This is a genomic window from Corynebacterium sp. HMSC074C01 (genome assembly GCF_001814605.1).
Classification (GTDB): domain Bacteria; phylum Actinomycetota; class Actinomycetes; order Mycobacteriales; family Mycobacteriaceae; genus Corynebacterium.
In genome coordinates this window covers 1-25,914 of record NZ_KV817278.1, presented here as the reverse complement: position 1 = coordinate 25,914, position 25,914 = coordinate 1, and the positions used below count along the sequence as shown (strand labels likewise).

General features: G+C 62.4%; 23 protein-coding genes and 1 tRNA gene. 11 read left to right on the top strand and 13 right to left on the bottom strand.

The window, feature by feature from the left end:
• Positions 1 to 12: 12 nt before the first annotated feature.
• Genes HMPREF2978_RS05795 through HMPREF2978_RS05780 form a run of 4 tightly spaced genes read right to left on the bottom strand, consistent with a single transcriptional unit; the run spans position 13 to position 3,628 of the window.
• A complete protein-coding gene (locus tag HMPREF2978_RS05795) occupies positions 13 to 852 on the bottom strand; it encodes a CE1 family esterase (RefSeq protein ID WP_070524571.1) in 840 nt (279 codons plus the stop codon).
• A 9-nt stretch (positions 853 to 861) separates the two neighbouring features.
• The gene (locus HMPREF2978_RS05790; RefSeq protein WP_210386945.1) at positions 862 to 1,824 is read right to left on the bottom strand and encodes a metal ABC transporter permease; all 963 of its coding nucleotides are present in this window, start codon (positions 1,822 to 1,824) and stop codon (positions 862 to 864) included.
• Positions 1,802 to 2,503 carry a metal ABC transporter ATP-binding protein gene (locus tag HMPREF2978_RS05785; protein ID WP_070524566.1) on the bottom strand — a complete coding sequence of 234 codons (702 nt, stop codon included), beginning with the start codon at positions 2,501 to 2,503 and terminating at the stop codon, positions 1,802 to 1,804. The genes HMPREF2978_RS05790 and HMPREF2978_RS05785 overlap by 23 nt, the downstream gene beginning before the upstream one ends.
• Complete coding sequence (locus HMPREF2978_RS05780) at positions 2,504 to 3,628, bottom strand: metal ABC transporter solute-binding protein, Zn/Mn family (RefSeq protein WP_070744580.1); 1,125 nt, start codon at positions 3,626 to 3,628, stop codon at positions 2,504 to 2,506.
• 72 nt (positions 3,629 to 3,700) lie between these two features.
• Between HMPREF2978_RS05780 and HMPREF2978_RS05775 the strand changes: the two genes are divergently transcribed.
• Positions 3,701 to 4,786: a LacI family DNA-binding transcriptional regulator gene (locus tag HMPREF2978_RS05775; protein WP_070744578.1), complete on the top strand. Its 1,086-nt coding sequence runs from the start codon at positions 3,701 to 3,703 to the stop codon at positions 4,784 to 4,786.
• Here HMPREF2978_RS05775 and otsB read toward each other — a convergent pair.
• The 5 genes from otsB to HMPREF2978_RS05750 are packed head-to-tail and all read right to left on the bottom strand — an operon-like array spanning position 4,783 to position 9,589.
• Entirely contained in the window at positions 4,783 to 5,526 is a 744-nt protein-coding gene (otsB, locus tag HMPREF2978_RS05770) for a trehalose-phosphatase (RefSeq protein ID WP_070744576.1), read from the bottom strand. The two genes, HMPREF2978_RS05775 and otsB, sit on opposite strands and share 4 nt — an antisense overlap.
• A 31-nt stretch (positions 5,527 to 5,557) precedes the next feature.
• Entirely contained in the window at positions 5,558 to 6,082 is a 525-nt protein-coding gene (locus HMPREF2978_RS05765) for a hypothetical protein (RefSeq protein WP_070744574.1), read from the bottom strand.
• On the bottom strand, positions 6,079 to 7,500 hold the full coding sequence (locus tag HMPREF2978_RS05760; protein WP_070744573.1) for an alpha,alpha-trehalose-phosphate synthase (UDP-forming): 1,422 nt from the start codon (positions 7,498 to 7,500) through the stop codon (positions 6,079 to 6,081). Before HMPREF2978_RS05760 ends, HMPREF2978_RS05765 begins: the two co-directional genes overlap by 4 nt.
• 2 nt (positions 7,501 to 7,502) lie before the next feature.
• Complete coding sequence (locus HMPREF2978_RS05755; protein WP_070524555.1) at positions 7,503 to 7,862, bottom strand: hypothetical protein; 360 nt, start codon at positions 7,860 to 7,862, stop codon at positions 7,503 to 7,505.
• A gap of 50 nt (positions 7,863 to 7,912) precedes the next feature.
• Complete coding sequence (locus HMPREF2978_RS05750; RefSeq protein ID WP_070524553.1) at positions 7,913 to 9,589, bottom strand: threonine/serine exporter ThrE; 1,677 nt, start codon at positions 9,587 to 9,589, stop codon at positions 7,913 to 7,915.
• A gap of 185 nt (positions 9,590 to 9,774) precedes the next feature.
• Between HMPREF2978_RS05750 and HMPREF2978_RS05745 the strand changes: the two genes are divergently transcribed.
• Positions 9,775 to 9,847 (top strand) — tRNA-Thr (locus HMPREF2978_RS05745).
• 42 nt (positions 9,848 to 9,889) lie between these two features.
• Here the strand turns inward: HMPREF2978_RS05745 and HMPREF2978_RS05740 are convergent.
• Entirely contained in the window at positions 9,890 to 10,417 is a 528-nt protein-coding gene (locus HMPREF2978_RS05740; protein WP_070744571.1) for a TetR/AcrR family transcriptional regulator, read from the bottom strand.
• A complete protein-coding gene (locus tag HMPREF2978_RS05735; protein ID WP_070744569.1) occupies positions 10,401 to 11,903 on the bottom strand; it encodes an MFS transporter in 1,503 nt (500 codons plus the stop codon). The genes HMPREF2978_RS05740 and HMPREF2978_RS05735 overlap by 17 nt, the downstream gene beginning before the upstream one ends.
• 169 nt (positions 11,904 to 12,072) lie before the next feature.
• On the opposite strand from HMPREF2978_RS05735, the gene HMPREF2978_RS05730 reads away from it, so the two are divergent.
• Complete coding sequence (locus tag HMPREF2978_RS05730; RefSeq protein WP_070744567.1) at positions 12,073 to 13,818, top strand: pyruvate dehydrogenase; 1,746 nt, start codon at positions 12,073 to 12,075, stop codon at positions 13,816 to 13,818.
• A gap of 35 nt (positions 13,819 to 13,853) precedes the next feature.
• Here HMPREF2978_RS05730 and HMPREF2978_RS05725 read toward each other — a convergent pair whose 3' ends face one another.
• A complete protein-coding gene (locus tag HMPREF2978_RS05725; protein WP_070744565.1) occupies positions 13,854 to 15,158 on the bottom strand; it encodes an MFS transporter in 1,305 nt (434 codons plus the stop codon).
• 80 nt (positions 15,159 to 15,238) lie between these two features.
• Here HMPREF2978_RS05725 and HMPREF2978_RS05720 point away from each other — a divergent pair, with 80 nt between their 5' ends.
• The 3 genes from HMPREF2978_RS05720 to HMPREF2978_RS05710 all read left to right on the top strand — a co-directional run bounded on the left by HMPREF2978_RS05720 (position 15,239) and on the right by HMPREF2978_RS05710 (position 18,313).
• Positions 15,239 to 16,012, top strand: coding sequence for a MerR family transcriptional regulator (locus tag HMPREF2978_RS05720; protein ID WP_070744564.1), 774 nt, complete (start codon positions 15,239 to 15,241; stop codon positions 16,010 to 16,012).
• Positions 16,013 to 16,145: 133 nt separating this feature from the next.
• Positions 16,146 to 16,850 carry a response regulator transcription factor gene (locus tag HMPREF2978_RS05715; protein ID WP_070446030.1) on the top strand — a complete coding sequence of 235 codons (705 nt, stop codon included), beginning with the start codon at positions 16,146 to 16,148 and terminating at the stop codon, positions 16,848 to 16,850.
• An 11-nt stretch (positions 16,851 to 16,861) separates the two neighbouring features.
• Positions 16,862 to 18,313, top strand: coding sequence for a sensor histidine kinase (locus HMPREF2978_RS05710; RefSeq protein ID WP_070744562.1), 1,452 nt, complete (start codon positions 16,862 to 16,864; stop codon positions 18,311 to 18,313).
• A 23-nt stretch (positions 18,314 to 18,336) separates the two neighbouring features.
• On the opposite strand, the gene HMPREF2978_RS05705 is transcribed toward HMPREF2978_RS05710, so the two are convergent.
• The gene (locus HMPREF2978_RS05705) at positions 18,337 to 18,765 is read right to left on the bottom strand and encodes an HIT family protein (RefSeq protein WP_070524539.1); all 429 of its coding nucleotides are present in this window, start codon (positions 18,763 to 18,765) and stop codon (positions 18,337 to 18,339) included.
• Positions 18,766 to 18,799: 34 nt separating this feature from the next.
• Between HMPREF2978_RS05705 and purD the strand changes: the two genes are divergently transcribed.
• The 5 genes from purD (at position 18,800) to HMPREF2978_RS05680 (ending at position 25,687) form a co-directional block, all read left to right on the top strand.
• Positions 18,800 to 20,074, top strand: a complete 1,275-nt coding sequence (gene purD / locus HMPREF2978_RS05700) for a phosphoribosylamine--glycine ligase (RefSeq protein WP_070744560.1) — start codon at positions 18,800 to 18,802, stop codon at positions 20,072 to 20,074.
• 39 nt (positions 20,075 to 20,113) lie between these two features.
• Positions 20,114 to 21,553, top strand: a complete 1,440-nt coding sequence (gene purB, locus HMPREF2978_RS05695) for an adenylosuccinate lyase (protein ID WP_070744558.1) — start codon at positions 20,114 to 20,116, stop codon at positions 21,551 to 21,553.
• Positions 21,554 to 21,921: 368 nt separating this feature from the next.
• Positions 21,922 to 22,779, top strand: coding sequence for a phosphoribosylaminoimidazolesuccinocarboxamide synthase (locus HMPREF2978_RS13030; protein WP_070524530.1), 858 nt, complete (start codon positions 21,922 to 21,924; stop codon positions 22,777 to 22,779).
• A 9-nt stretch (positions 22,780 to 22,788) separates the two neighbouring features.
• Complete coding sequence (locus HMPREF2978_RS05685; protein ID WP_070744557.1) at positions 22,789 to 24,897, top strand: S9 family peptidase; 2,109 nt, start codon at positions 22,789 to 22,791, stop codon at positions 24,895 to 24,897.
• A gap of 106 nt (positions 24,898 to 25,003) precedes the next feature.
• Positions 25,004 to 25,687: a DUF2334 domain-containing protein gene (locus HMPREF2978_RS05680; RefSeq protein WP_070524526.1), complete on the top strand. Its 684-nt coding sequence runs from the start codon at positions 25,004 to 25,006 to the stop codon at positions 25,685 to 25,687.
• Positions 25,688 to 25,914 lie beyond the last annotated feature (227 nt).

Below are 25,914 nucleotides of genomic sequence, written 5' to 3'. Positions count from 1 at the left end.
CGCACGTGCAGTCTAGAGCCCGAAGAATTCCTCCACGAGCTCGGCAGCGATGAAGGAATCCGTGTTTTTACCCAGGCGTGGGTCCAGCTCGTTGCCCGACGGGATGACGTGGCCCATGCCCTCGACGCTCACGAGCTCGACCGGCGCGCCGGTGGCGTCTGCCGGCTCCCAGCGGTCGACAACGGTGTCGGGGAAAAGGTGGGTGCGCTCTGGGCCGGCGGCATGGTTGAGCTCCGCGAAGCGTGCGGCGTTCTCCTGCGCGCCGGTGACGGCACCGCGGGTGCGCTTCGGGTCAATGCCCGCCGTTCCGCCCGTATAGGGCGCGAGCCGGTCGCCCGTGCCGTGGACGAACATGACCGGGGTGGGTTGGTACGCCGAGTCCGGATTGGTGGGCGCATGGTTGGCGCCGGCGCCGAGAGTGGAGGCGAAGACGCAGGCGGCATCGGCAAGCCCGGGGGCGTCGAAGAGCAAGCGGATAACCATCTGCCCGCCGTTGGAGAAGCCGCAGAGGAACACGCGGCCAATCTCCTGCTCCGCGCGCAGCTCGTCGAGGATGGCGCGCGTGAAGGCGACGTCATCGATGCCCAGTTCGCGCGCGGCGACGGGCAGGGTGGCGCGGGCATCGTTAAAGTGCTGTTCCACGCCGGTGGGGTAGACCGCAAGCATGCCGTGGCGGGTGGCGAGGTCATCGAACGTGCCGTTAGTGAAGCGGCGGATGACGTTCGCGGATTGCAGGGAGCCGTGGAAGAACAGGAGGAGGTCTCTCTGGCGCTCGACGTCATCATTCGGGCGGTACACGAGGTACGTGCGGGTGCGGTCTTGTAATTCGAGGCTACGGCGTTCCAAAGTCACGCATCTAGCCTAATCCTGATGCGCGCAGTGCTCATCGTGCGTCGAGGTGTGGTGTGTCTCGGCGTCGGCGCGATCGGTGGCGGCGCGGAAGTGTTCCTGGGAGGCGCGGCGGGCGGCGACGTCGTCGCGGACGGCCTTGCGGCTGCGAGCCCAGCCGATGCCGCGGCAGACCAGGTAAATAACAAAAGAGATGCTCGTGACGAAGACCGAGACGGGCAGGCCCGGCGCCAGGGAGAGGACCAGGCCGCCCACGGCGGAGACCTCCGCGAAGATGGTGGACCACACCACCGCGCGCAGCGGGGAGGAGGTAATCTGTACCGCCGCTGCGCCCGGGGTAATGAGCAGCGCCATGACGAGAAGGGAACCGACGATCTGCACCGACTGCGCGGCCGTCAGGCCCACGAGGATGGCGAAGCAGACCGCCAAGGACTTCACCGGCACGCCGGCGGCTTGGGCCATGACGGGATCCGCAGAAGCGAAGAGCAGCGGGCGCCAGAACAACGCCACCACGGCAACGATGATGGCGGTCGTGGCGGCGAGCAGCCACACCGACGCGGAAGAAACGCCGACGATCTGTCCCGTCAGGAGCGTCATCGCGGTCTTGGCGTTGCCGGGGTAGAGGTGCAAAAAGAGCACCGAGAGGCCCAGGCCAAAGCTCATGACCACGCCGATGGCACTGTCTTGTTGGCCTTTCAACCCCAGAACCGCCAGGATGATGGCCGCGACGATGGCGCCAGCAATCGCACCAAAGCCGATGTTGAGGCCGAACAGCAAAGCCGCGGCCGCGCCCATGAGCGCGAGCTCTGAGGTGGCGTGCACGGAAAAGGACATCTGGCGCAGGACGATGAGTGAGGTCATCACTCCGGAGAGGATTCCCAGCAGCGCGCAGGCGATGAGCGAGGATTGCACGAAATCAACGCCCAGCAGGTACTGGGTATCTTCGATGAATCTAGACAACGATGAGCCTCCCATCGACGTTGAGAACGGTCACGGAGGAGCCATAGAGTTCCGAGAGCACCTCGGAGCGCATGACCTCATCGACAGTGCCGAACATGTGACCATTGGGCGCAAGGTAGAGCACCTTATCCACCACGCCCAGCACCGGGTTGATGCCGTGGGTAACGAAGAACACGGAGGTGCCGCGCTCGTGGCGCCACGCATTGAGCTTCTCGACGGTTGCCTGTTGCCGCGCCGGGTCCAAGGACAATAGCGGCTCGTCCGCGAGGATGAGTTCTGGGTCATTGGCCAGGGCTTGGGCTTGGCGGATGAGCTGTTGCTGCCCGCCGGAGAGCTGGCCCACGCGGCGGTTGGCAATTCCGGTGGCACCGACCTCAGCGAGGAGCTCGTCGACGCGTCCCCGGGCAGGGCGCCGGTTGCGCACCGTGCCGTGTGCTAGGGACAGCGACACGAGATCCCGGGCGCGCAGCGGCAGGTCCTGCGGGAACATTCTTTGCTGCGGGATAAAGCCCACGCGGCAGCCAACGTCCACGCTGCCCGCAGTGAGCTGGCGGGTGCCCAAAATGGTTCCCAGCAGCGTGGACTTGCCCACGCCATTGGGGCCTAAAACGGCGATGAACTCGCCGCGGTCTACGGCGAGGTTCATGTCCGACCACAGTGGTTCTACTGCGGCATTTTTAAAAGAGATGAGCACTTACACAGCCTCGAGTGCATTGACGACTTCTTCGTAGTAGTCGAGGAAGTTGGTCTCCTCCGGCGGGGTTTCACCAATCTCTACCACCGGGATGTTCTTGTCCTCGGCGGCGGCGCGGATTCGCTTGGTCATGTCGGTTTCGGTCTGCGGGTTGAAGATGAGCAGGTCGATCTTGTCCTGCTTGATGTCCTCAAGGAAGCGGGCCAAATCGGCGGCGGTGGGCTCGCCTTCAGCAACGGTGGCCTTGCGGTAGCCCTCCGGGGTGGCGTCGGTGCTCTCGGTGTATTTGAAGATGTAGTCCGCGATGGGCTCGGTCTGCGCGTAGTTGCGCTGCGGGAGCTTCTCGATGCGTGCCTTCAGGCCCTCCACGCGCTCGACTAGCGGATCAGCAGTGGCCTTGGCTTCTGGGTTGGTTTCGTTAACGAGCTCGGCCACTTCGGTCGCCACCTTCTCGATGGCTGCGGCGTCGTACCACACGTGCTCGTTGCCATCGATGTTGGTGATCTGCTCGGGGTGCTCTGCGGCGATCTTCTTGGCCTCGTCCATGGTCACGGTCTCGCCTTCGTGGGCGTGGTCATGCGCATGCTCGTGTTCGTGCGCATGGTCATGCGCACGCTCGTGTCCTTCTTCATGACCATGTTCGTCATGGTCATGCGCATGGTCGTGTTCTTCTCCATGATCATGCTCTCCATGATCATGATCGCCATGATCGTGTGCGGTGAGCGGGAGGGCGTGAATGATCTGGTCCTGGTTCTTGACGGCCTGGTAGAGCCAGGCATCGTAGCCGCCGCCCCCGGCGATGATGACGTCGGCCTCGTTGGCGCGGGCGATATCTGCAGCGGTGGGCTCGAAGTGGTGCGGGTCCACGCTATTGCCACTCACGATGGGGTGGACGTCGATGTTCACGTCGGTCTGCGCGGTGTTGACCACCGCCTGGGCCACGTCAGCCCAGATGGAGGTCGAGGCGACGACCTGAATTGTCTCCTTGTCGGAACCGGCATCCGAGCCGCCGTCGGCGCTATCGCCACTGGAAGAGCAGGCGCTCAGCGTGGCAGCGCCCAAGGTGGCGGCGAAGAGGAGAGCGGTGGGACGTCGGAAAGCACGGCGTGAGAAGGAAGTGGTCATGTCCCTATTTGTACGCGTTAGTGAAAATTGTTGTCAAATGATAATGAGTTGAAAACGGGTAGTGTTACCGTCATGTCCAAACGCAGCACGACGCTGGCCTCCCTGGCCGCCGAACTTGGGGTGTCTCCCACCACGGTGTCCAACGCGTATAACCGCCCGGACCAGCTGGCGCCTGCCACCCGCGAGCGCATCCTCGCCGCCGCGGCTGAGCGCGGCTACACCGGCCCGGATCCCACCGCGCGCAGCCTGCGCACGCGCCGCCAGGGCTCGCTGGGGGTCCTGCTCACCGAGCACCTCTCCTATGCCTTCGAAGACATGGCCTCGGTGGACTTCCTCGCCGGGATGGCGGAGGCCTCAGCGGGGGCGAGCACAACGCTTACCCTTATTCCCGCTGGTCCAGATACCGTCGGTGCTCCTAGTGACGCCCAGGCAGCGCAGCTCGTAGGGTCGGCTGCCGTCGACGGTTTCGTGGTCTATTCCGTGGCGGCGGGTGATGCTTACCTTGAAGCAGTGCGGCGCCGCGGCCTGCCGGTGGTGGTGTGCGACCAGCCCACAGACTCGGGCCTGCCCTTCGTGGGCATCGATGACCGCGCCGCGATCGCTCCGGCGGCGCAGGCGCTTGTCGACGCCTCCCATACCCGCATCGGCATCCTTGCCATCCGCCTACACCGCGAACGCCTCGACGGCGAAGTGACGGCCGCGCAACTGGCCGCGGCGGATATGCACGTGCAGCGCTCACGTGTATTGGGTGCACTCGATGTCTTCGGGCAAGCCGGCCTCGATCCTGCACGTATCCCCGTGGTGACGCGCCATATCAATGATCCGCGCACCGCCTATGCGGCTGCGGAGGAATTGCTGACTAGGCACCCGGACCTCACCGCGGTGTTGTGCACGACGGATTCGATGGCGCTCGGTGTTATCGCTTATGCCCGCGATCATGGAATTGAGGTGCCCGAGCAGCTTTCTGTCACCGGATTCGACGGCATTGCGCCCGCCTTGGCGCTGGGGCTGAGCACCGTCGTGCAGCCGAACAAGGAGAAGGGGGCGGCGGCCGGGCGCATGCTGGCCCGCCTCATCGAGGGGCGCGGCGAGGTGCCGCGCACACTGTTGCCGACTACCTTTCAGTCTGGGCGGACCGTGGCCCCGGCTGGGGCTTAAGCGCTGTGCTGCGCGCGGGCGGCGGCGAGCTCTTCGAGGAACTCCGTCACCGCCGCGATATCGGGCACGCGCAGCGCCGCCTGCGTATCGCCCTCACCGACCTTGACACCGAGGTCCGGCGGCTGGTTGAGCACGGCGAAGCCGTCTTCGTCGGTGGTGTCATCCCCTAAAAAGACCACCGCTGTGGCCCCGACGCGCTGGCGGAGGGCCGCTATCCATGTGCCCTTCGTGGCCTGCGTTGCGGAAAACTCGACGACGCACTTGCCCGCAGTCTTGGGGAAACCATCGGCGCTTAGTGCCTCTCCCTCCGCATATGCTGCGGCCGCGGCGTCCGGGTCCTGCAATTCCAATGCGCGCAGGTGCAGCACGCGCTGGAAGGGCTTGATTTCCAATTCCGCGCCGGGGTGGCGGGCAATAATTTCTTTGAGCTCTGTTTCCTTCTTAGCCAGATGCGCTTCCATTTCTGGGGTGAGGGCGGAATTCTCCCACGAGGACTCAGCTCCGTGTGAGCCGCCAAAAAGCACCGGTTCGCGCAGCGGGCACACCTGTTTTAGGCCCTCTAGGTGCCGGCCAGAGAGCACCGCGGCGGTAGTGTTCGGGAGTTGAGCTAGGGCGGCCAGGGCATCGAGCGAGCGCTGCTCTGGGCTTACTTCATATGCGTTACGGGCAAAGCCTGCCAAGGTGCCATCAAAGTCGGAAACGACCGCGAGGTGTTCAGCGGAGGCAAGGGCATCAATCATGGTCCCCACCCTAGCGCTGAAATCTTCAGGGCTACAGTGAGGCCATGCGGATGATGGGGGAATCCACCTTGTCGGTGCGCAGCGTCAAGACCAGTTGATTGTTGGGGTTAAGGGCAAAGTCAAATTCATGGCCTTCGGCGATGAGGTTGCGCATGAGCGAATCGGCCCACTGCACCGAGCCCTCGCAATCAGCACTGCGCGGCGGGCTCTCGTAGGTGGCTTTCTCCACTCGCATTACGTCGCCCTCCCAGATCGTGGAGGCCTTGTCATCCTTGTGGAAGGAAACCTCAGCAGTGAAGGAGACACAGCCAGTTGAGCCCACGGCGGTGTGTTCACCGAAGCTCATGTGCGGCACGTACGCGGTATCGGTGGGCAGGGAGGAAGGGGCATCCGGAGATGTATAGAGGTTAATGACCTGCCAATCCTTCCCCACAATGCGGTCGTCGCCGCGTGGGGTAGGTTCCTCCTCTGTGGAAGCGCACCCGGCCACCCCAAGCGCGAGCAGCGCTGTGCTGAGCACTGAGGTGAGCACTGCAGCTGTTCGGTGCTGCGTCATGCTTGCTCCTGGTTTAACGCGCCGAGGAAGGACTGCGACCACAGCGCGATATCGTGCTGACGGACTTGCTCGTTCATAGCAATCATGCGCTCGCGCATGGTCTCAGGAGATTCCTCCAGCGCCTTGACCGCGGAGAGTAGCGCGCGCTTGATGGACTCGATGTCGAAGGGATTGCACAAGTTGGCTTGGGTGAGCTCTGCTGCAGCGCCCGCGAATTCGGAGAGCACGAGTGCGCCGGAGCCATCGCTGTGGGAAGCCACGTATTCCTTGGCCACCAGATTCATGCCGTCCTTGAACGGCGTGACCAGCATGATGTCCGCGAGCCGGTAGTAGCGCCGCAGGACGTCCTTCGGCACGGAACTGTGCTGGTAATGCACCACCGGCGCGCCGAGGCGCCCAAAGCGTCCATTGATGCGGCCCACAGCTTCCTCCACCTTCGAACGCGTGGCGCGGTAATGATCGATGCGCTCGCGCGAGGGAGTAGCCAGTTGGACGAAGGTTACTTCTTCCGGATTCAGTGCCCCGGTCTCGAGGAGTTCCTCGAAGGCAGTGAGGCGCTGCAGGATTCCCTTCGTGTAATCCAAGCGGTCGACCCCCAAAATGACGTGTGCGGGGTTGCCCAACTCAGCGCGGAGCTGGGCGACGTCCTCTGCATCGCCACCCTCAGCGAACTCACTCGCCGCAATGGAGATGGGAAAGGCCCCGACCCCGACGGAATGACCGCTATTCGTCACGATGTGGGCGGTCACCTCGCGGGTACTGACCTCGCCTTCTACTGTGAGGCCCTGAGTGCGGGCCAGCTCCAAGAAATTGCGGGCGTTGGACTCGAGGTGGAAGCCGATCAAGTTGGCGTCGAGAAGCCCCCGCACCAGCTCCTCACGCCACGGCAACTGGCGGAAGAGATCCGGGGAGGGGAAGGGGATGTGGAGGAAGAAACCGATAGTGAGATCGGGGCGCAGCTGGCGCAGGATGCCAGGCACGAGCTGCAGCTGATAGTCCTGCACCCACACCGTGGCATTCTCCGCAGCGACGGCCGCCACCTCGTTGGCAAAACGCAGGTTGACCTCGCGGTAGGTGTCCCACCAGTCGCGGTTATAGATGGGGGTGACGATGAGGTCGTGGTAGAGCGGCCACAGGGTGGCATTGGAAAAGCCCTCGTAGAAGGCCTCAAAATCCTCCTGCGTCAGGCGCACCGGGTGAAGCAGGACACCGTTGTCGGTGGTGAAAGGCTCGGGAGCCTCGTCGGCCACGCCGGGCCAGCCCACCCAGCAGCCCTGGTGTTCTTCTAGGACAGGGGAGAGCGCGGTGACGAGACCGCCGGGGGAGGCCTTCCACTCGCGGGTGCCATCGGCGGCGGTCTCGAGGTCCACCGGTAGGCGGTTGGCCACGACTACGAAGCTATTGCTGCGCCCGGACATAACTAGGCCTTCTTCGCGGCCTTTTTAGTTGCCTTCTTTGTAGCCTTTTTGGTCGACTTCTTCGTGGCCTTCTTGGTGGCTTTCTTCGTAGCCTTCTTGGTTGTCTTCTTTGTGGACTTCTTGGAGGCCTTCTTCGTGGCCTTCTTGCTGCTCTTCTTCGGAGCAGCATCGGCCTGCTCGGCCAAAACCTTGCGGTGGACCAAGCCTTCTGGTTCGACGCCCAGCATCGACATGAGGGTCACGCCGTCGAGGAAATCCTCCGCATAGGTGGCGACGACGCGGCGCGCGGCGCGGGCGGTCTCTTCCTCTACTGCATGAGTCTGATCAGCGGCGGGCTGAGTATCTGTGACCTTTGGTGGCACGGAGTCCTCCTGGAATGAAGTGTGAAAGCTTTCAGACCGGCTATTCTACGCTATTGCTGCCCCGAAGGGGCGCCCGGGTCATCTTTGCCGGGAACTGTGTAGGTGGGGCGCTGCGCTGGGAATTGCGTGGTGACGGGCCACATGTCCGTGACGGCATCGCCCTGCTGGAAGCGCGCCTGCTGTGCAGGCGTGGGCGGTTTGGGGCCGTACTGCGGAGGTGGGGCCGGCAGGTTGTGGCGCGGAGCGAAGGGCGATAGGGGTACGCGGGGGATGCGTGCTCGCTGCGCCAAGCGGGTGGCACGGGAGAAGGAGAACGTGCCCAAGCGCTTGAACGCGGTGTAGGGACGGAAGTACTGCGGGCGGCGCAGGCGGCGGGCGACACGCTCACCGAAGACCACGCCGGCGGCTAGTGCACCGGCAATGGCGAGGGCGCTGGCCAGGTTGGTCAGACCGGTAATGAGCTGTTCGTTGAGCATGGCGTACATGCCGCGGTACAAAGTCAGGCCCGGCAGCATGGGGGTATAGCCCACGATCATGGTGATGAGCGGCGGCATCATGTAGCGGCGGGAGAGGAGACCACCGGCGAGGCCGACCGCCACGGCCGAAATACCGGAGGCGACGACAGCTCCGACGCCCAATAAGACGACGAGGAAATAGTAGAAAACCATACCGGCGGCAGCGGTGAGCCCAGATATGGTGACCTCGGACCACGAGGCTCCCAGCGCTAGTGCGAAGGCGGCAGAACCGATTCCACCGCACAGCACCAGAAGGGGGATTTGGTGATAGACGGGCGGGGCGAGTGTCGCCAGCGGCGGCAGGCTGAAGCCCAACCACGCCGCCACCTGGATACCTAGGCCAACGCCGGCGATGATAGCGCCGGTGGACATCAAAGCCTCAAAGAACTTGGCGGATGAAGTCACGGGCGCGCGCGTGATGCCGTCCACCAGACACTGCACCAAGGTCAGGCCCGCCACCAGCACGATGATGCCGGAACCGATGATTTGGGAGGGCAGCATCTGGATGCCAAATCCCGCGAAGACGTTGTAGAGGATGGCGGCAGGGACAACGGCGAGCAGGCCGCCGACGAGGTTTTGATAAAAGGGCGGCAAGCGATAGTCCGCCAGGAACATGTTCGTGCCCATAATGAGTGCTGAAATGAGGAAGGTGACAACACCGACGAGAAGGTCGCCGCCCAGCATCACGGCGATGAATCCACCCATGGCACCCCATGCGCTGACGATGGTGGTTTTGGAATAGGGGTTCTTCATCGCGTCGATGTCATCCAGGATTTTTTCCGCCATCGCCGGCGGGGTCGCACCGGAGTGGATGGAGCGGATGAGCCGGTCGACGGCGGAGAGTTTGGTGAAGTCCACGGCGATGCTCGGCGCTACACGGAAGACGTGGAGGTTGTGCCTATCCGGCCCGGTGCCGATGGAGGTGTGGATAGTGATGGTGTTCATCAGAATCGACACGTGGCAGTAGTGAAGGCCATAGGAGGATGCGACGAGGTGAATCTGCGCCTGCACGTCGGTATTGGCTGAGCCCGCCGCAATGAGGATTTCACCAACGCGTGCAGCGATCTCCATGACGCCGGTGACCTGGGCCGGATCGGTGAGATCGACAGGGGCGAGAGGGGAGGGCGGTGGTGCGGCTTTAGCGGCGTCAATGGTGGCGACCGGAGCCGACCGGTACAGCAGGCGCTGGCGCAAGGAAGAAAGAACAGACACGGAAAAGATAGACCTCAACAACACTTCTGGGTTCGGTAAGTCAGCACTTTAGTAACTACCGTCGATTTATGCACCTGCCAGTGCTTTTCGCGGCAATCACGCCCACTTTTCCGCAGCGCAGGCACCCTGGCTTTCATTCTAGGGGGTGGGCTCAGGTACGATTCCCATAGCGGATTAGCCGCGGTGCTGGAGTGGCGCAATTGGTAGCGCAACGCACTTGTAATGCGTAGGTTGCGAGTTCAAGTCTCGTCTCCAGCTCAAAAGGGGCCTTTTTCAAGGCCCCTTTTTCATAGTTGGGGTTTATTCGGCGAGGTGGCCTAAGGCAACGTCGATAAGCGCGCGGCGTCGCTGTGGCGGCAGGGGGCGGTCGGTGAGGTGATCGTGGACCCACAGGCCGTCGGCGATGATCGAGGCCAGCACGACGGATTCATCCTCGTCGGTAGGGTCGGGGATCCAGCGCCTATCGACGTCCTTCCACACCTCCTGGAAGTCCGGATGGGACTGCGAGTGGATGGACATGAGCAATTCAATGAGCGGGTCATTCTTGCCCATCGACTCCAATGTGGCGCGGTAGCGCTGGCGAGGACTCAACTGCTCCGCCGTCTTGCCACCGGAGAGCCCGATGAGCTCTTCCTCCCAGCGCTCCGCGCAGAGCTTGTGGCAGTCGATGAGCAGCTCGTGGCGGGTAGGGAAGTGGTAGATGAGCCCCGACTTACTCATGCCTGTGGCGGTGGCCAGGGAATCGTAGGTTAGTGCGTGGACGCCATCCTTCTCGATGATGGCGAGTGCCTTTTCGAGCGCCTCAACCTTCTTACTTACGCGTGGCATCGGCACCTCCCGAAGTGGGGTTGGTGCGGAAGCACCAGCCCGTGACCGCGGCGAAGATGAGCATGACTACGCCGAGTCCAGCGGCGGTGGCCAGATATGCGTCGGTGTACGCGGGGCCGGCAGCCTCTGCGAGCGAGGGGTCGTGGAGTGCATCCATACCCAAGCTTTGAATGTCCTCGGGCAGCCCGCCCTTATAGAGCATAGGCAACACTGAACCGGTGACCGCAATGGACAGCAGCGTGCCGAATTCATAGGAAACTTCCTCCACGCCCGCGGCCATTCCGGAACGTGAGGCAGGCGCGGCGCCGATGATGGCGGTGGAGGACACCGACATCACGAAACCCGCGCCGAGACCGGTGATGAACAGACCAGCCAGGTATGCGGGGAAGACCTCGTGCGTGCCGCCCCACACCACGCAGCCAATGCCTGCTGCCATGGCGAGGAAGCCGCCGGCAATGATGGGCAAGAAACCCCAGCGGTGCAGGTTAGCCCCACCCAGCGCAGACATGGGCAGCGCTGCAATCGCGATGAGGGAAATGATGAGCCCAGCATGCAGTGGAGAGTAGAGGTCCACCAACTGCAGCTTCTGCGTGGTGGTCATTTCCAGCCCGGCCATGCCAAACATGGCGCCGGCTGCGGCCAACACGCCACCACTGAAGATGGGGGAGCGGAAGATATCGAAGGTGAGAAGCGGCTCTTCCAGTTTGTGCTGGCGGCGAGTGAAGAAGACAGCACCAATGAGGCAGGCAGCCAGCGCGCCCCCAATAAGCATGGCGTTGAGGTGGGGGCTGGCTACAGACTTGATGAGAAGCACCAGCGAGGCCAGCGTGATCAGCGCATAAAGGGAAGATAAGAAATCCCAATGCTTCGCCGGGTTCGCCACGTTAGGCGGGGCGAGGAACGCAGTGAGGGTGAGCGCGATGATGACGATGGGCACGTTGACCAAAAAGACCGATCCCCACCAGAAGTGCTCAAGCAAGAAGCCACCTACCGTGGGGCCTGCGGCCGCGCCGACGACGGCGATGGAACCCCAAATGCCGATGGCGGTGTTGCGCTCAATCTCATCTTCAAAGGTCAAGCGAATCAGCGCCAGGGTAGCGGGCATCATGATGGAGGCGCCGAGTCCCAAGAAAGCACGGGCGGCGACAAGCTCCCACGCGCCGGGCGCAAGTGCCGCGGCCAGCGACGCGATGCCGAAGACCCAGAGGCCGATAACGAACATGCGGCGGTGGCCGATCTTGTCACCTAACGTGCCGGTTCCCAGCAGGAGTCCGGCGAGCATGAGCGCGTAAGCGTTGATGATCCACAACTGCTGCAGAGAGTTCGCATGGAGTTGCTCGGAGAGCTCTGGCAGTGCGGTGTAGAGGATTGAGTTGTCCAGGCCGATCATGAGAAGGCCTAGGGAGACTACGCCAAAGAAGGTCCACCGGCGGGTTGCTGAGGTGCTTAAGGCCTCTGCGGAGGCTTTCGTGTGAACGTCTGTCATGCTGCGAAACTATAGCGAACGGTCGTTACAGTTTCAAAGCCTTGAATGTTGGCTTGTTGTTAAAGTCACAAAGTCTGCGTGACGTGAGAAAGCAGCTTTATGGTGGCGAAACATCATCGGGTAGGAGAACACTGGGTGCCGTTAGCGACAAAAGTTAGAGAGGTAAAACATGGCACGCAATTACGCCACGCAACTCGTAGAAACCTTGGAAGCCCAGGGGGTCAAGCGCATCTATGGCCTCGTTGGTGATTCCCTCAACCCCATCGTGGATGCGGTGCGGCAATCCTCCATCGAGTGGGTCCACGTCCGCAACGAAGAGGCCGCAGCTTTCGCCGCTGAGGCCGATTCCCTCACCACCGGCAACCTCGCCGTGTGCGCCGCCTCCTGCGGTCCGGGAAATACGCACCTTATTCAGGGGCTTTACGACGCCCACCGCAACGGCGCCAAGGTCCTTGCCCTGGCCAGCCACATTCCTTCCCGCCAGATCGGCTCGAAATTCTTCCAAGAAACTCACCCGGAGGCCATCTTCCAGGAATGCTCCGGCTACTGCGAGATGGTCAACTCTGCGGAGCAGGGAGGTGTGGTCCTACACCACGCCATTCAGAGCACCATGGCTGGCAAGGGCGTGTCCGTCCTCGTCATCCCGGGCGATGTCTCCACTCAAGAGGCGGAAGAGGACACCTTCACCTCCTCCGTTATTTCCTCCGGCCGCCCGGTTGTCTACCCGGACCCGGCAGAGGCCGCTGCGCTGACCCAGGCCATTAATGAGGCCAAGACTGTCGCCCTCTTCGTTGGCGCCGGCGTCAAGAATGCCCGTGAGCAGGTCCTTGCGCTGGCCGAGAAGATCAAGGCTCCCATCGGCCACGCCCTGGGCGGCAAGATGTACATCCAGTACGACAATCCCTTCGACGTCGGTATGTCCGGCCTGCTCGGCTACGGTGCGGCACACGAGGCCACCCACGAGGCAGACCTGCTCATCCTGCTGGGCACGGACTTCCCCTACAACGACTTCCTGCCGGATGCCAACGTGGCCCAGGTCGACATCGATGGCTCCCACATTGGCCGCCGCACCCGCATTAAGTATCCGGTGACGGGTGATGTCGCCGCCACCATCGAGAACATCCTGCCGCACGTGGAGGAGAAGAAGGATCGCTCCTTCCTCGACAAGATGCTCAAGAAGCACTACGACAAGCTGCATCACGTCGTTGAGGCCTACACCTCAGGCGTCGAAAAGCACACGCCGATCCACCCGGAGTACATCGCCGACCTCATCGACCAGCAGGCCGATGACGACGCCATCTTCACCGTCGATACCGGCATGTGCAATGTCTGGGGCGCGCGCTACATCACTGCGAACGGCAAGCGCGAACAGATTGGTTCCTTCCGCCACGGCACCATGGCCAACGCCCTGCCGATGGCCATCGGCGCGCAGGCGGCACACCCGGACCGCCAAGTCATCACTTTCTCCGGCGACGGTGGGCTGTCCATGCTCATGGGAGAGCTGCTCACGGTGAAGCTGCACAACCTGCCGGTGAAGATGTTCGTGTTCAACAACTCTTCCCTCGGCATGGTCAAGCTGGAGATGCTGGTCCAGGGCCTGCCGGAGCATGAGACCGACCACGAGCACGTGAACTACGCCAAGATCGCGGAGGGGGCCGGCATCAAGCACTTCCGCATCGAGGACCCGAAGGACGCGCCGCGCCTCATCAAGGAGGCCTTGGCCTACGACGGGCCTGCGCTTATCGACGTCGTCACGGACCCCAACGCCCTCTCCCTGCCGCCGACGCTGACCTTCGAGCAGCTGCTCGGCTTCTCCAAGGCGGCAACCCGCACCGTCTTCGGTGGTGGCGTCGGCCAGATGCTTTCCATGGCGAAGTCCAACCTGCGCAACATTCCGCGTCCGCAGGACTTTTAATGTGTCGGCGTTAAGCGCCACACATTAAAAGGGGGCTACGTCGAAGAAGCCCGCACTTTCGCGGGGTCTTTGACTGGGATGAGCACGATCGCTCCGACGAGCAGGACTAGTCCGATGGCGAGCACGCCTCCCCTGTCTCCTTGGCCCATCAGGGAGACGAAGACGCCGAACAGGAAAGGCGTCAACCACGCTACGGCTCGGCCCGTCGTGGCGTAGAGGCCAAACATCTCGCCTTCGCGCCCAGGCGGGGCGACGCGCGCCAAGAAACCGCGGGCGGAAGCCTGGGCTGGTCCCACGCATAGGCATAGGATGAGTCCGCAGATCCAGAAGGCCGTGGGGCCCTGCGCGAAAAACATCACACCAGCCATTGCGGTGAGAATCGACAGGCAGGTGAGGATGATGGCTTTGGGGCCCACGTGGTCGTCGATCAGCCCGCCCGCCACCGCGCCCAGCGCGGCCGCAACGTTGGCAGCAACACCGAAGATGAGGACGTCGCCAGGCGAAAGGCCATAGACGGACACGCCCAACACCGCCCCGAAGCTGAATACGGCTGAGAGCCCATCGCGGAAGATGGCAGAAGCGAAGAGGAAGGCAAAGGCGTTGCGATCTTCCCGCCACAGCGTCTGCACTGTGCGCCATAGCTCCCGGTAAGAGGCCGCAACGCCGCCCGTTGCTTCACCCGACGGCGCAATTTCCGGCACGCGCAGCAAGACAGGAATGGCAGACAGCCCAAACCAGGCTGCGGCAAGCAGCGCCACGAGCCGAATATTCCAGCCTCCCTCCGTGGATAGTCCCAGGCCGCCGCCCTCGCTGGAGACGAAGCCGAAATAACAGATGAGCAGCAGCGCGATGCCACCGAAATAGCCTGCCGACCAGCCGAGGCCAGATACACGGCCCACCTTGTCTTCGGTGGCCACCTGGTTGAGCTGGGCAAAGTAATTGACTTCGGCGAATTGGATGGTCACCGAACCTACCGCCAAGCCGATAAGACCCAGCCAGAAAAATGTGGGCGCATCATTGCGGATGAAGAACAAGCTGGCCATGACCAGGAAGGTCAGCAGCGACCAGAAACCCAGCGCACGCCGCCGCGTGCCCAACCGATCGGAACGCTGGCCCATCACGGGGGTTACCGCAAAAATCACCAGCCCCGCCACCGTCATGGACCACGACAACCATTGCGCCGGGGTGAACTGCGAATCAATCTGTTGGCCCACCGAGTCGGTGAGATAGACCGAGAAAATAAACGTCACGAGAACCGCGTTGAAGGCAGCCGAACCCCAATCCCACAGGGCCCAAGCAGCCACGGTGAGGCGGTCAGTGCGTTTCGAGGCTTGCGTCATGCTTCATTATCGTAGGCAAAAACATTCGCTGAGTGGCGGGAGTTGCACTTAACGCGACGTCAACTTTTAGGCTCAACGTCATGTGTAACGACTACAGCATCGGCGAGGTTGCCGAAATCCTTAAAGTCACCACCCGCACGTTGCGGCACTGGGATGACATTGGGCTGCTCAGCCCACAGTGGCGCACTGGGGGTGATCACCGCCTGTACACCGAAGACGATGTGCAGCGCGGGATGGACATTCTGATCTATCGCAGCGTCGGGATTGAGCTGAGGGACATCGCAGTGCTTCTCGATGCCCCTTCCTCCGCCACCCTGGCCCGCCTCCGCGCCCAACACGAGGCTTTGCAGAAGCGGCGAGCCGACGTCGATGCCATGTTGTACGCAGTGGAAAGACTAATTGAGGAGACCGAAATGGATAAGAACCTAAGCCCCAGCCAAAAAGTGCGCAACCTGGGTGATGCATGGCCCACGTTGCAGGAGGAAGCCCACGAGAAGTGGGGTGACAGCAAAGAATGGGCGGCCAGTGCGGCCGCTGCGGAATCGATGGGGAAGAAGGACTGGGAGGAATTCTCCGTGGACCATGAAAATTTCGCCGCAGAGCTAGTAGAAGCCGCGAATGCGGGAGTTGAGGCGGGCAGCGAGGAGGCGAAGGAGATCGTCGACAAGCACCGCGCCCTCATTGCCCTGTGGTACCCGGTGTCGAGGTCCAAGCAAGTGATCCTGGCACGCATGTACTGCCAGGATCCGCGTTTCGATGAGACCTACCGCGGTAATGCCGGCTACTTGCGCCAACTGATTGAAACGCAAGCCCGGGCGGAAGGTTTGGATTTGGACAACATCGCGTGGGACTAGTTTGGTTCACAGCGCACGTACAGACTCCGCTCAGTACGCTGGGAAGGCGTAGTGCAATACTTCTCATTCTGAATGAGATATCCCTGGCGCCACCTGGCGTTAAGAGAAGCGGAGAAAGGACCAAAGCGGGACCATGGATGATTCAAAGGACGTCAAGGTACTTGTCGTCGATGACGAGCCAAATATTGTTGAGTTGCTCACCGTCTCCCTAAAGTTTCAAGGTTTCGACGTGCACAGCGCCAATTCTGGCAACGAAGCCCTGCGCATCGCGCGTGAGATCAACCCTGATGCCTACATCATGGACGTCATGATGCCGGGCATGGATGGCTTTGAGCTGCTGGGCAAGCTGCGTGCGGAGGGCCTCGACGGCCCCGTCCTCTACCTCACCGCCAAAGACAGCGTGGATCAGCGCATCCATGGACTGACCATTGGTGCGGATGATTACGTCACCAAGCCCTTCAGCCTCGAAGAGGTCATCACCCGCCTGCGCGTGATCCTGCGCCGCGGCAGCACGGTGGATGACCAGAACGGCGACGCCACCATGACCTACGCTGACCTCACCCTCAACGATGACACCCACGAGGTCACCAAGGCAGGGGAGATCGTGGAGCTTTCGCCCACCGAGTTCAACCTGCTGCGCTACCTCATGCAGAACCGCGAGGTGGTGCTGTCCAAGTCCAAGATCCTGGATAACGTTTGGCACTACGACTTCGGCGGCGATGGCAACGTGGTTGAGTCCTACATTTCTTACCTGCGCCGCAAGATTGATACCGGCGATACACCGCTCATCCACACCGTCCGCGGTGTCGGTTATGTGCTGCGCACACCGCGCTCGTAGGCTTTTTCACTATGAGCGAATCCACCGCGAACCCTCAGGGGCCGGATGCTGGATCCACGCCGGTGCGGAATAGCGCCCTGCGCCGGCGCATGCAGCGCCCTAAAGCGCTGCCCCTGCGCACGTGGCTGCTCGTCCTGATGGTGCTGGTTTCGGGCCTGGGCCTGGCTATGTCCTCCCTGGCGGTCTCGTCGATCATGCGCAACGTGCTCTACACCCGTGTGGACACCGAGCTGAATGATGCCCTGAGTTCTTGGGCCAGCAACCTCGACGCGGCTTTCTACACGCCGCAGGACGGGAGCCGCCGCCCCCCGACGGACTATGTAGCACTGGCGTATTATCCCGATGGCTCCGTGGTGACTACGCGGCCGACGGCGGCGTTGCCGGATGCTCGTTCGGTAGTCGTTGGCGGTGAACCTAGCACCGTTCGCTCAATTCAGGGCGAAACCGAATGGCGCGCCGTGGCGAAGCTCAAAACGGATGGCTCCGTGGTGGTTGTCGCTAAAGACATGACGACGGAAAACTCCATCCTTAAAGGCCTGGCGATGGTCCAGGTCATTATCGCGGCGCTGGTCATGCTCATCATCGCGCTCGTAGGCATGTGGCTTATTCACCGGGCGCTGCGTCCGCTGCGCGTGGTGGAAAAAACGGCCTCCCAAATCGCGGCCGGCAACCTGGATAAACGTGTGCCGGAGTGGCCGCCACACACCGAGGTAGGCCAGCTGGCCGCGGCGCTTAACGTCATGCTGGGGCGGTTGCAGAACTCCGTCGTCCATGCACAGGAAAAAGAGCAGCAGATGCGCCGCTTTGTCGGCGATGCTTCCCATGAATTGCGCACCCCGCTGACCAGTCTGCGCGGCTACACGGAGCTATACCGCTCGGGAGCGACTAAGGATCCGGAATTTGTCTTCAGCAAGATCGACGCCGAATCGCAGCGTATGTCGTTGCTGGTGGAGGACTTGCTCGCCCTGACGCGTGCGGAGGGATCACGCTTGGATATGCGCGAGGTAGACATGTTGGAGCTCGTGCTTTCCGTGGGCTCTTCGGCACGCGCGGCCTTTGCTGGCCGCACGATCAACGTCAACAATGAGGCCTCCGGGATTCCAATGGTCAACGGTGACGCGGACCGCCTGCACCAGGTGCTACTTAACTTGGTGTCCAATGGTATCCGCCACGGTGGTGAGGAAGCAACGGTGACGCTGACCCTGCGGGATGATGAGGAGCACGTGCTTATCGACGTCGCCGATGACGGCAAGGGCATCTCCCCCGAAGATGCAGCTCATATCTTTGAGCGCTTCTACCGTGCGGATACTTCACGAACCCGCGATACGGGTGGCTCGGGCTTGGGCTTGGCCATCGTGAAATCACTCGTGGAGCAACACGGCGGGTCGATCACCGTCGACTCCGAACTGGGCAGCGGATCGGTCTTTAGCGTCCGCCTCCCCAAGGCGGCAGCTAGTGCCTAGCTGCCAAAGGTAGCAGTCAGCTCTTAGCTGTCGCGGCGGCCGTCCTCATCGGTGCCGAGGTGCTGGCGGATGCGCGCGGCGGCCTCGTCCATGGCGGCGGGGTCGGTGGCATCGGCAGCGAAGGCCTTGGCGAAGTCGTAGTCTTCCATCTTCTCGGTGGGGAAGAGGTGGATGTGGGTATGCGGCACGTCGAAGCCAGCAATGATGTAGCCCGTACGTGGGGTATCGAAGGCCGTCTTAATGGCGCCACCGATCTCTAGGGCGATCTCATTGAGGTGTGCCCAAGTCTGAGAATCGAGGTCAGTCCACTTGTCGACCTCCTCGATCGGCACCACCAAGGTGTGGCCATAACGCAGCGGCTCGATGGACAAAAATGCCACGCACTTCTCGTCGCGGTAGACAAAGCGAGCAGGCAGCTCGCCCTCGATGATCTTTGTAAATACGGAAGACATGGCCTCTAGGCTACCGCCAGTTAAGATAGACGGCATGCGCATTCTCGTTATTGGCTCGGGCGGCCGCGAACACGCCCTGCTCACTGGCCTTAAAGCTGACCCCTCTGTTACCGAATTGCACATTGCCCCGGGTTCCCCGGCGCATGCCAAGCAGGCCACCATTCATCCGGAGTATTCCCAGGTGGACGATCCCGCGCGTATGACGGAACTGGCGGTGGATATTGACGCGGATCTGGTCGTCATCGGGCCGGAGGTGCCGCTGGTGAACGGTGTGGCGGATGCTCTGCGTGAGCGCGGCATTGCGGTCTTCGGACCGTCGGCAAGCGCGGCACAGATCGAGGGTTCCAAGGCCTTTGCCAAGGATGTCATGGCGGCCGCCGGTGTGCGCACTGCCCGTGCGGAGCAGCTCGCCCCCGGTACCAGCGATGCGGACATCGAGGCCGCGCTGAACCGCTTTGGTCCGCACTTTGTGGTCAAGGATGATGGCCTGGCCGGCGGCAAGGGCGTGGTGGTGACCGAATCCCGCGACGCGGCCCGCGCACACGTCGACGCCGTCCACGCCGCCGGCAACCCGGTGCTGCTCGAGTCCTTCCTCGACGGCCCCGAAGTATCCCTGTTCTGCTTGGTGGACGGTGAGACCGTCGTCCCGCTGCTCCCAGCACAGGACCACAAGCGCGCCTATGACAACGATGAAGGCACCAACACCGGCGGCATGGGCGCCTACACCCCGCTGCCGTGGCTGCCTGCCGACGGCGTCCAGCGCATCGTCGACGAAGTCTGCGTCCCTGTGGCCAAGGAAATGGTCAAGCGTGACACCCCGTACTCTGGCTTGCTGTACGCCGGCCTGGCGTGGGGCAAGGAAGGCCCAGCCGTGGTGGAGTTCAATGCCCGCTTCGGAGACCCGGAGACACAGGCGGTGCTCGCCTTGCTGAAGTCCCCGCTGGGTGAGGTTTTGAATGCCACCGCCACCGGACAGCTGGCGGAGCTGGCGCCGCTGGAGTGGGAAGAGGGTTACGCCCTCACCGTGGTGTTGGCTGCCGAAGGCTACCCGGCTTCCCCGCGCAAGGGCGATCCGATCACCTCGCCGGATCTTGATGATCCCACCCGCGTCCTCCACGCTGGCACCACCACGGGGGAGGGCGGCTACGTATCCAACGGTGGGCGCGTCCTCAACGTTCTCGGCCGTGGTGCCACCCTCGCCGATGCCCGCGCCGCCGCCTACGAGGTTCTCGGCGGTATCGAGCTGGAGGGCAGCTTCTTCCGCACGGACATTGCACTGCCAGCGGAGAAGGGCCAGATCAGCATCTAATCTGCTGATAATGCCTCCTTTGGGGCGAGGCGTGGAATAATGAGCGACGTGGCTGAAAAGAAGAACATTTCCAACGTCCTGTCCGCTCGATACGCTTCCCCAGAGATGGCTGAAATCTGGTCCCCAGAACACAAGATCATCCTGGAGCGCCAGCTGTGGATCGCGGTGATGAAGGCGCAGAAGGATCTTGGCGTCGACATCCCTGCCTCGGCTATCGCCGCCTACGAGGCGCAGGTTGAGAACGTAGATCTCGCCTCCATCGCGGAGCGTGAGCGCGTGACGCGCCACGACGTCAAGGCGCGCATCGAGGAGTTCAACGCCCTGGCCGGCTGCGAGCACATCCACAAGGGGATGACATCGCGTGACCTGACGGAGAACGTGGAGCAGCTGCAGATTCTGCGTTCTTTGGAGCTGACCCGTGATAAAGCCATCGCGGTGGTCTCACGCATCGGTGAGCGTGCCGCGCAGTACCAGACGCTGGTGATGGCCGGCCGTTCCCACAACGTCGCCGCTCAGGCCACGACCCTGGGTAAGCGTTTCGCCTCCGCTGCCGACGAGCTGCTGCTGGGCATCGAGCGCGTGGAATCCCTGCTGAGCCGCTACCCGCTGCGCGGCATCAAGGGCCCGATGGGCACCTCGCAGGACATGCTCGACCTGATGGGCGGCTCCGAAGACAAGCTCGCGGCGCTGGAGACCCGCATTGCGGATCACCTAGGCTTCTCCCGCGTCTTCAACTCGGTGGGGCAGGTCTACCCGCGCTCCCTCGACTTTGATGCTGTGTCCGCGCTGGTGGAGCTCGGTGCTGCGCCGTCCTCGCTGGCCACGACCATTCGCCTCATGGCTGGCAACGAAACCGTGACTGAAGGCTTCAAGGAGGGCCAGGTTGGTTCCTCCGCGATGCCGCACAAGATGAATGCCCGCTCCTGCGAGCGCGTCGGTGGCTTCCAGGTCATCCTGCGCGGCTACCTGACGATGGTGGCGGACCTGTCCGGCCAGCAGTGGAACGAGGGCGACGTGTTCTGCTCGGTGGTGCGCCGCGTGGCACTGCCGGATGCTTTCTTTGCCATTGACGGAATGTTTGAAACCTTCCTCACCGTGCTGGCAGAATTCGGTGCCTTCCCGGCGATGATCGACCGTGAGCTGGAGCGCTACCTGCCCTTCCTCGCCACCACCCGCATCCTCATGGCGGCGGTGCGCGCGGGCGTGGGCCGTGAGACCGCGCACGAGGTCATCAAGGAAAATGCCGTCGCCGTGGCGCTCAACATGCGTGAGAATGGCGGGGAGCAGGACCTCATTGAGCGCCTGGCCGCCGACGAGCGCCTGCCGCTCGATGCCGCTGCCCTCGAGGCCGCGCTGTCGGACAAGCACGCCTTCATCGGTGCTGCCGAATCGCAGGTGAGCCAGATTCTGGGCCGCATCAAGGCGATTGTTGACCAGCACCCGAAGGCCGCGGCCTACACCCCGGGCGAAATCCTCTAGCCCACGCGCCTGGGGGTATCCGGTGAGCTGGGGCGACCCGGCGCGGTACGTTTTCGCAGACAAGCCCTCTCAAACGCGAGTTTTCGGCGCTCTATTTACGAAAACGTACCGCGCTGGCCCGGTCCATGTACGTTTCGATCAAATAAGGTTGCCCAGATTGAGTTTTCTCGTCCTTATTTGATCAAAACGACCTTCTATCAACATCCCCGGGCCACCCAACACTAGCTTTTAGACCATTCTGGGGATGCATTGAACCGGTAGCGCCGGTGCCGGCGGGATGCCTTCTTGTACACCGATGCTGCGCAGGCCTTACTCCCCAAGTTTGGGATGTATCTTGAAGCAGCCTAGACGGGTCTAGGATGTATGTCATGCGTCCAGAGCTTTCTTCCTATGCCCACATCGCCTCCGGCAAGGTGCGCGATATCTACGAAATCGACGGCAATACCCTGCTCATGGTGGTCTCCGACCGCATTTCTGCCTATGACCACGCCCTTGAGCCCGCCATTCCGGACAAGGGCCGCGTGCTCACGGCGACCTCGAAGTTCTTCTTCGATGCCATTGACTTCCCGAACCACCTCGCCGGCCCGCTCGATGATGAGCGCATTCCCGAAGAAGTCCTCGGCCGCGCCATGGTGGTCCAGAAGCTCGACATGCTGCCCTTCGAGTGCGTCGCTCGTGGCTACCTCACCGGTTCCGGGCTGAAGGAATACAAGGCATCCGGCAGCGTGTGCGGCGTCGAGCTGCCCGAGGGGCTGACCGAAGCTTCCCGCCTGCCCGAGCCCATCTTTACCCCAGCCACTAAGGCGGAGCAGGGCGACCACGATGAGAATGTTTCCTTCGATGTCGTCGTGGAGAAGCTCGGCCGCGAACGCGCCGAGGAGCTGCGCGATGCCACCCTGCGCATCTACGCCACGGCCGCCGCACTGGCGGAGGAGAAGGGCATTATTTTGGCGGATACGAAGTTCGAGTTTGGCGTCGACAAGCACGGCACCTTGGTCTTGGCCGATGAAGTCCTCACCCCGGACTCCTCGCGCTACTGGCCGGCCGATACCTATGAGGAAGGCAAGGTCCAGCCTTCCTTTGATAAGCAGTACGTGCGCGATTGGCTCACCAACTCCGGCTGGGACAAGGAGTCCACGCCGCCGCGCTTGCCGGACGACGTTGTCCAAGCCACCCGTGCGCGCTATGTTGAGGCCTTTGAGCGCCTGTCCGGAACCACCTTTTAAGGAGGCTGAATGAACGCACCGATTGCTGCCAAGCGCCCCATCACGCGTGAGTTTCATGGCCGCAGCTTTGTCGATAACTACGAGTGGCTGCGCGCGAAGGAGGCGCCGGAAACCCGCGAGTACCTGGAGGCGGAAAACGCCTACACCAAGGAGCACACCACACACCTGGATACCTTGACGGAGAATATTTTCTCCGAGGTCAAGTCCCGCATCAAGCAGACGGACATGTCCGTGCCCCAGCGCCGCGGTAAGTACTGGTACTACGGCCGCACTGAGGAGGGCAAGGAGTACGGTTACAGCTGCCGCATCCCGGTGTCGGAAGGCTCTGATCCGTGGACGCCGCCGACCATTCCGGAGGAAGGCGCTCCCGACGGGGAGCAGGTGCTTCTCGACGTCAACGCGCTCGCCGAAGGCCACGACTTCTTTGCCCTGGGTGCGTCTTCGGTGAGCGATTCCGGTGACTTGTTGGCCTATTCGGTGGATGTGGCTGGTGATGAGCGCTTTGAGCTGTTTATCAAGGATCTGCGTACTGGTGAGCTGTTGGAAGACCGCTTGGAAGGCATCTTCTACGGCGCGACGTGGGTCGGGGAGGAGTTCATCTTCTACACCACCGTGGATGACGCATGGCGGCCGGACACCGTGTGGCGCCACCGCGTGGGCACCCCGCAGTCGGAGGACGTCGTGGTCATGCGCGAGGAGGACTCGCGTTTCGGCATCGGCGTGGGCACGACCCGCAGCGAGAAGTACATCATGATTGTCTCCGGCTCGAAGACGACGAATGAGGCGTGGGTGCTCGAGCAGGATAATCCCGAAGGGGAGTTCCGCTGCCTCTGGGAGCGCGAGGCCGGCGTGGACTACGACGTCGACCACGCAGTGGTGGCAGGTACCGATTATTGGGTGGTCACGCACAATGCCACCGGCCCCAACTTTGCGTTGGGCTACTGTCCGGTTACTGAGGATCTGCCTGCCCTAGATGAACTCACCCTCCTCATGCCGCATGATGACACAGTGCGCATTGAGGGCGTGGATTGCTACCGCGACCAAATCGTCGTGGGCTATCGCCGCGGCGGCATTGGCCGTGCCGCGGTGATGGACGTGCGTGAAGGCTGGGCCTCTCTTAGCGAGCTCAACTTCAACGAGGAGCTCTACACCGTTGGCGTGGCCGGCAACCCGGAGTGGGATGCACCGGTGCTGCGCGTGAGCTATACCTCCTTCATCCAGCCGGCACAGCTCTTTGACTACCGCGTGGCCACTGGCGAGTACACGCTTCTCAAGGAGCAGGAAGTCCCGGGCGGCTATGACAAGGATGAGTACGTGGCCTACCGCGTATGGTCTAAGGCTCCGGACGGGACGGAGGTGCCGGTGTCCATCGTGCACCGCGCGGACTTGGACCGCACGCAGCCGAACCCGACGCTGCTTTATGGTTATGGCTCCTATGAGGCGAATATGGACCCGTATTTCTCGGTTTTCCGTTTGTCGCTCATGGATCGCGGCATGATTTTTGCCATGGCACACGTTCGCGGCGGTGGTGAGATGGGCCGCAACTGGTACGACGATGGCAAGATGCTGGCCAAGAAGAACACGTTTACGGACTTCATCGCGGTGGCTGATGACCTCATCGCGCGCAACGTGACCACGCCTTCGCAGCTGGTGGCGGAGGGAGGCTCGGCCGGTGGCCTGCTTATGGGAGCGGTGGCAAACATGGCGCCGGATAGGTTCAAGGCCATCGAAGCCAACGTGCCCTTCGTGGACCCGCTGACCTCCATTCTCATGCCGGAGCTGCCGCTGACGGTGGTGGAGTGGGAAGAATGGGGCGACCCTTACCACGACCCGGAGGTCTACGACTACATGGCTTCCTATTCGCCGTACGAGAACATTGCGCCGCAGAAGTACCCGAATATTCTGGCACTGACCTCGCTCAATGACACCCGCGTGCTCTATGTGGAGCCGGCGAAGTGGGTAGCCAAGCTTCGCGACGTCGCCACCGGCGGCGAATTCCTCCTCAAGACGGAGATGGCCGCCGGCCACGGTGGTGTGTCCGGGCGCTATGCCCAGTGGCGGCAGGCGGCTTTCGAGTACGCGTGGTTGATCAACCAGGCCACGGGCGTCGAGGCCTAGGCACCGCTTAAGGCGTGTGGCTCATTAGCCACACGCCGCCCATGTGGGGGAGCACCGAATCTCTCTCAGCGCGCGCCGGGGCGGTGGCTGTGCGATAATTCTTCTTATGCATGGCCACCTTCTGGTTTCGATTTCCAGTATCTTCGACGACACCCGAAGCCAAGCCTCAGATCTGCTCATGCAGTTCGACAAAGCAAACGTTCCTGTTTCCTTGCTGGTGGCACCCCACATCGATGGCAATTGGCACCTAGCTAAGGATGAGTCGACGCGCTCGTGGTTGCGTGAGCAGGCAGAGTCAGGCCGAGTGCTCATCCTCAACGGCTTTGATCAAGCCGTGCAGGGTCGTCGTGCGGAATTCGCAAACCTGGATGCGCACGAGGCGCGTCTGCGCCTCAAGGGCGCGACGCGGCAGATGGCCAGAATCGGCTTTGAGCCGACTATTTTTGCACCACCGCGCTGGCGCATGTCGGAGGGAACACTAGAAGTCCTTCCCGAGTTTGATTTCGACTTTGCTGCCTCCACCCGTGGCATCCATGACCTGCGCACCGGCGAGCTCCACCAAGCCCGCAACCTGTCTTTTGGCGAGGGCTTCGGTTCGGCCAAGTGGTGGCGCCGCAATATTATTCGCGCCGCGGAGCGCTCCGCGCAGCGCGGTAACACTGTCCGTCTATCAATCTCTGGCCGCAACCTCGATGACCGCAAGGTAGTGTCCGATTTCCTCAAGGCCGCCGAGCGCGCCATCGAAGCAGGCGCCAGCCCCGCTGACTACAGGGCCTTTGCGCCGCGCTAGCCGTGCCCACCCGAATCCTCACGTCACGTTAAACCATCCGCATATCCCGGTGTCCGCTGGCCTGTATGGATAGGGAGACGCGCCCTCCAGGATCGCCGGAGTACCCGTCAACCTTCATCCGGTTGGCGGGTTTCGCCCTTTAAGGGCTTAACCCCCAGTGGGAAGCGCGTGAATCGTGGCTAGGGATCGCCGGTATCCCCGTCAACCTGGTTGTGGTTGGCGGGTTT

What these genes read in the sequence shown, in the direction of transcription:
- HMPREF2978_RS05790 (WP_210386945.1), bottom strand. Translation starts at nt 1,824, where the DNA reads ATGGGAGGCTCATCGTTGTCTAGATTCATCGAAGATACCCAGTACCTG.
- HMPREF2978_RS05780 (WP_070744580.1), bottom strand. Translation starts at nt 3,628, where the DNA reads ATGACCACTTCCTTCTCACGCCGTGCTTTCCGACGTCCCACCGCTCTC.
- HMPREF2978_RS05775 (WP_070744578.1), top strand. Translation starts at nt 3,701, where the DNA reads ATGTCCAAACGCAGCACGACGCTGGCCTCCCTGGCCGCCGAACTTGGG.
- otsB (WP_070744576.1), bottom strand. Translation starts at nt 5,526, where the DNA reads ATGATTGATGCCCTTGCCTCCGCTGAACACCTCGCGGTCGTTTCCGAC.
- HMPREF2978_RS05765 (WP_070744574.1), bottom strand. Translation starts at nt 6,082, where the DNA reads ATGACGCAGCACCGAACAGCTGCAGTGCTCACCTCAGTGCTCAGCACA.
- HMPREF2978_RS05760 (WP_070744573.1), bottom strand. Translation starts at nt 7,500, where the DNA reads ATGTCCGGGCGCAGCAATAGCTTCGTAGTCGTGGCCAACCGCCTACCG.
- HMPREF2978_RS05740 (WP_070744571.1), bottom strand. Translation starts at nt 10,417, where the DNA reads ATGCCACGCGTAAGTAAGAAGGTTGAGGCGCTCGAAAAGGCACTCGCC.
- HMPREF2978_RS05735 (WP_070744569.1), bottom strand. Translation starts at nt 11,903, where the DNA reads ATGACAGACGTTCACACGAAAGCCTCCGCAGAGGCCTTAAGCACCTCA.
- HMPREF2978_RS05730 (WP_070744567.1), top strand. Translation starts at nt 12,073, where the DNA reads ATGGCACGCAATTACGCCACGCAACTCGTAGAAACCTTGGAAGCCCAG.
- HMPREF2978_RS05725 (WP_070744565.1), bottom strand. Translation starts at nt 15,158, where the DNA reads ATGACGCAAGCCTCGAAACGCACTGACCGCCTCACCGTGGCTGCTTGG.
- HMPREF2978_RS05720 (WP_070744564.1), top strand. Translation starts at nt 15,239, where the DNA reads ATGTGTAACGACTACAGCATCGGCGAGGTTGCCGAAATCCTTAAAGTC.
- HMPREF2978_RS05715 (WP_070446030.1), top strand. Translation starts at nt 16,146, where the DNA reads ATGGATGATTCAAAGGACGTCAAGGTACTTGTCGTCGATGACGAGCCA.
- HMPREF2978_RS05710 (WP_070744562.1), top strand. Translation starts at nt 16,862, where the DNA reads ATGAGCGAATCCACCGCGAACCCTCAGGGGCCGGATGCTGGATCCACG.
- HMPREF2978_RS05705 (WP_070524539.1), bottom strand. Translation starts at nt 18,765, where the DNA reads ATGTCTTCCGTATTTACAAAGATCATCGAGGGCGAGCTGCCTGCTCGC.
- purD (WP_070744560.1), top strand. Translation starts at nt 18,800, where the DNA reads ATGCGCATTCTCGTTATTGGCTCGGGCGGCCGCGAACACGCCCTGCTC.
- purB (WP_070744558.1), top strand. Translation starts at nt 20,114, where the DNA reads ATGAGCGACGTGGCTGAAAAGAAGAACATTTCCAACGTCCTGTCCGCT.
- HMPREF2978_RS13030 (WP_070524530.1), top strand. Translation starts at nt 21,922, where the DNA reads ATGCGTCCAGAGCTTTCTTCCTATGCCCACATCGCCTCCGGCAAGGTG.
- HMPREF2978_RS05685 (WP_070744557.1), top strand. Translation starts at nt 22,789, where the DNA reads ATGAACGCACCGATTGCTGCCAAGCGCCCCATCACGCGTGAGTTTCAT.
- HMPREF2978_RS05680 (WP_070524526.1), top strand. Translation starts at nt 25,004, where the DNA reads ATGCATGGCCACCTTCTGGTTTCGATTTCCAGTATCTTCGACGACACC.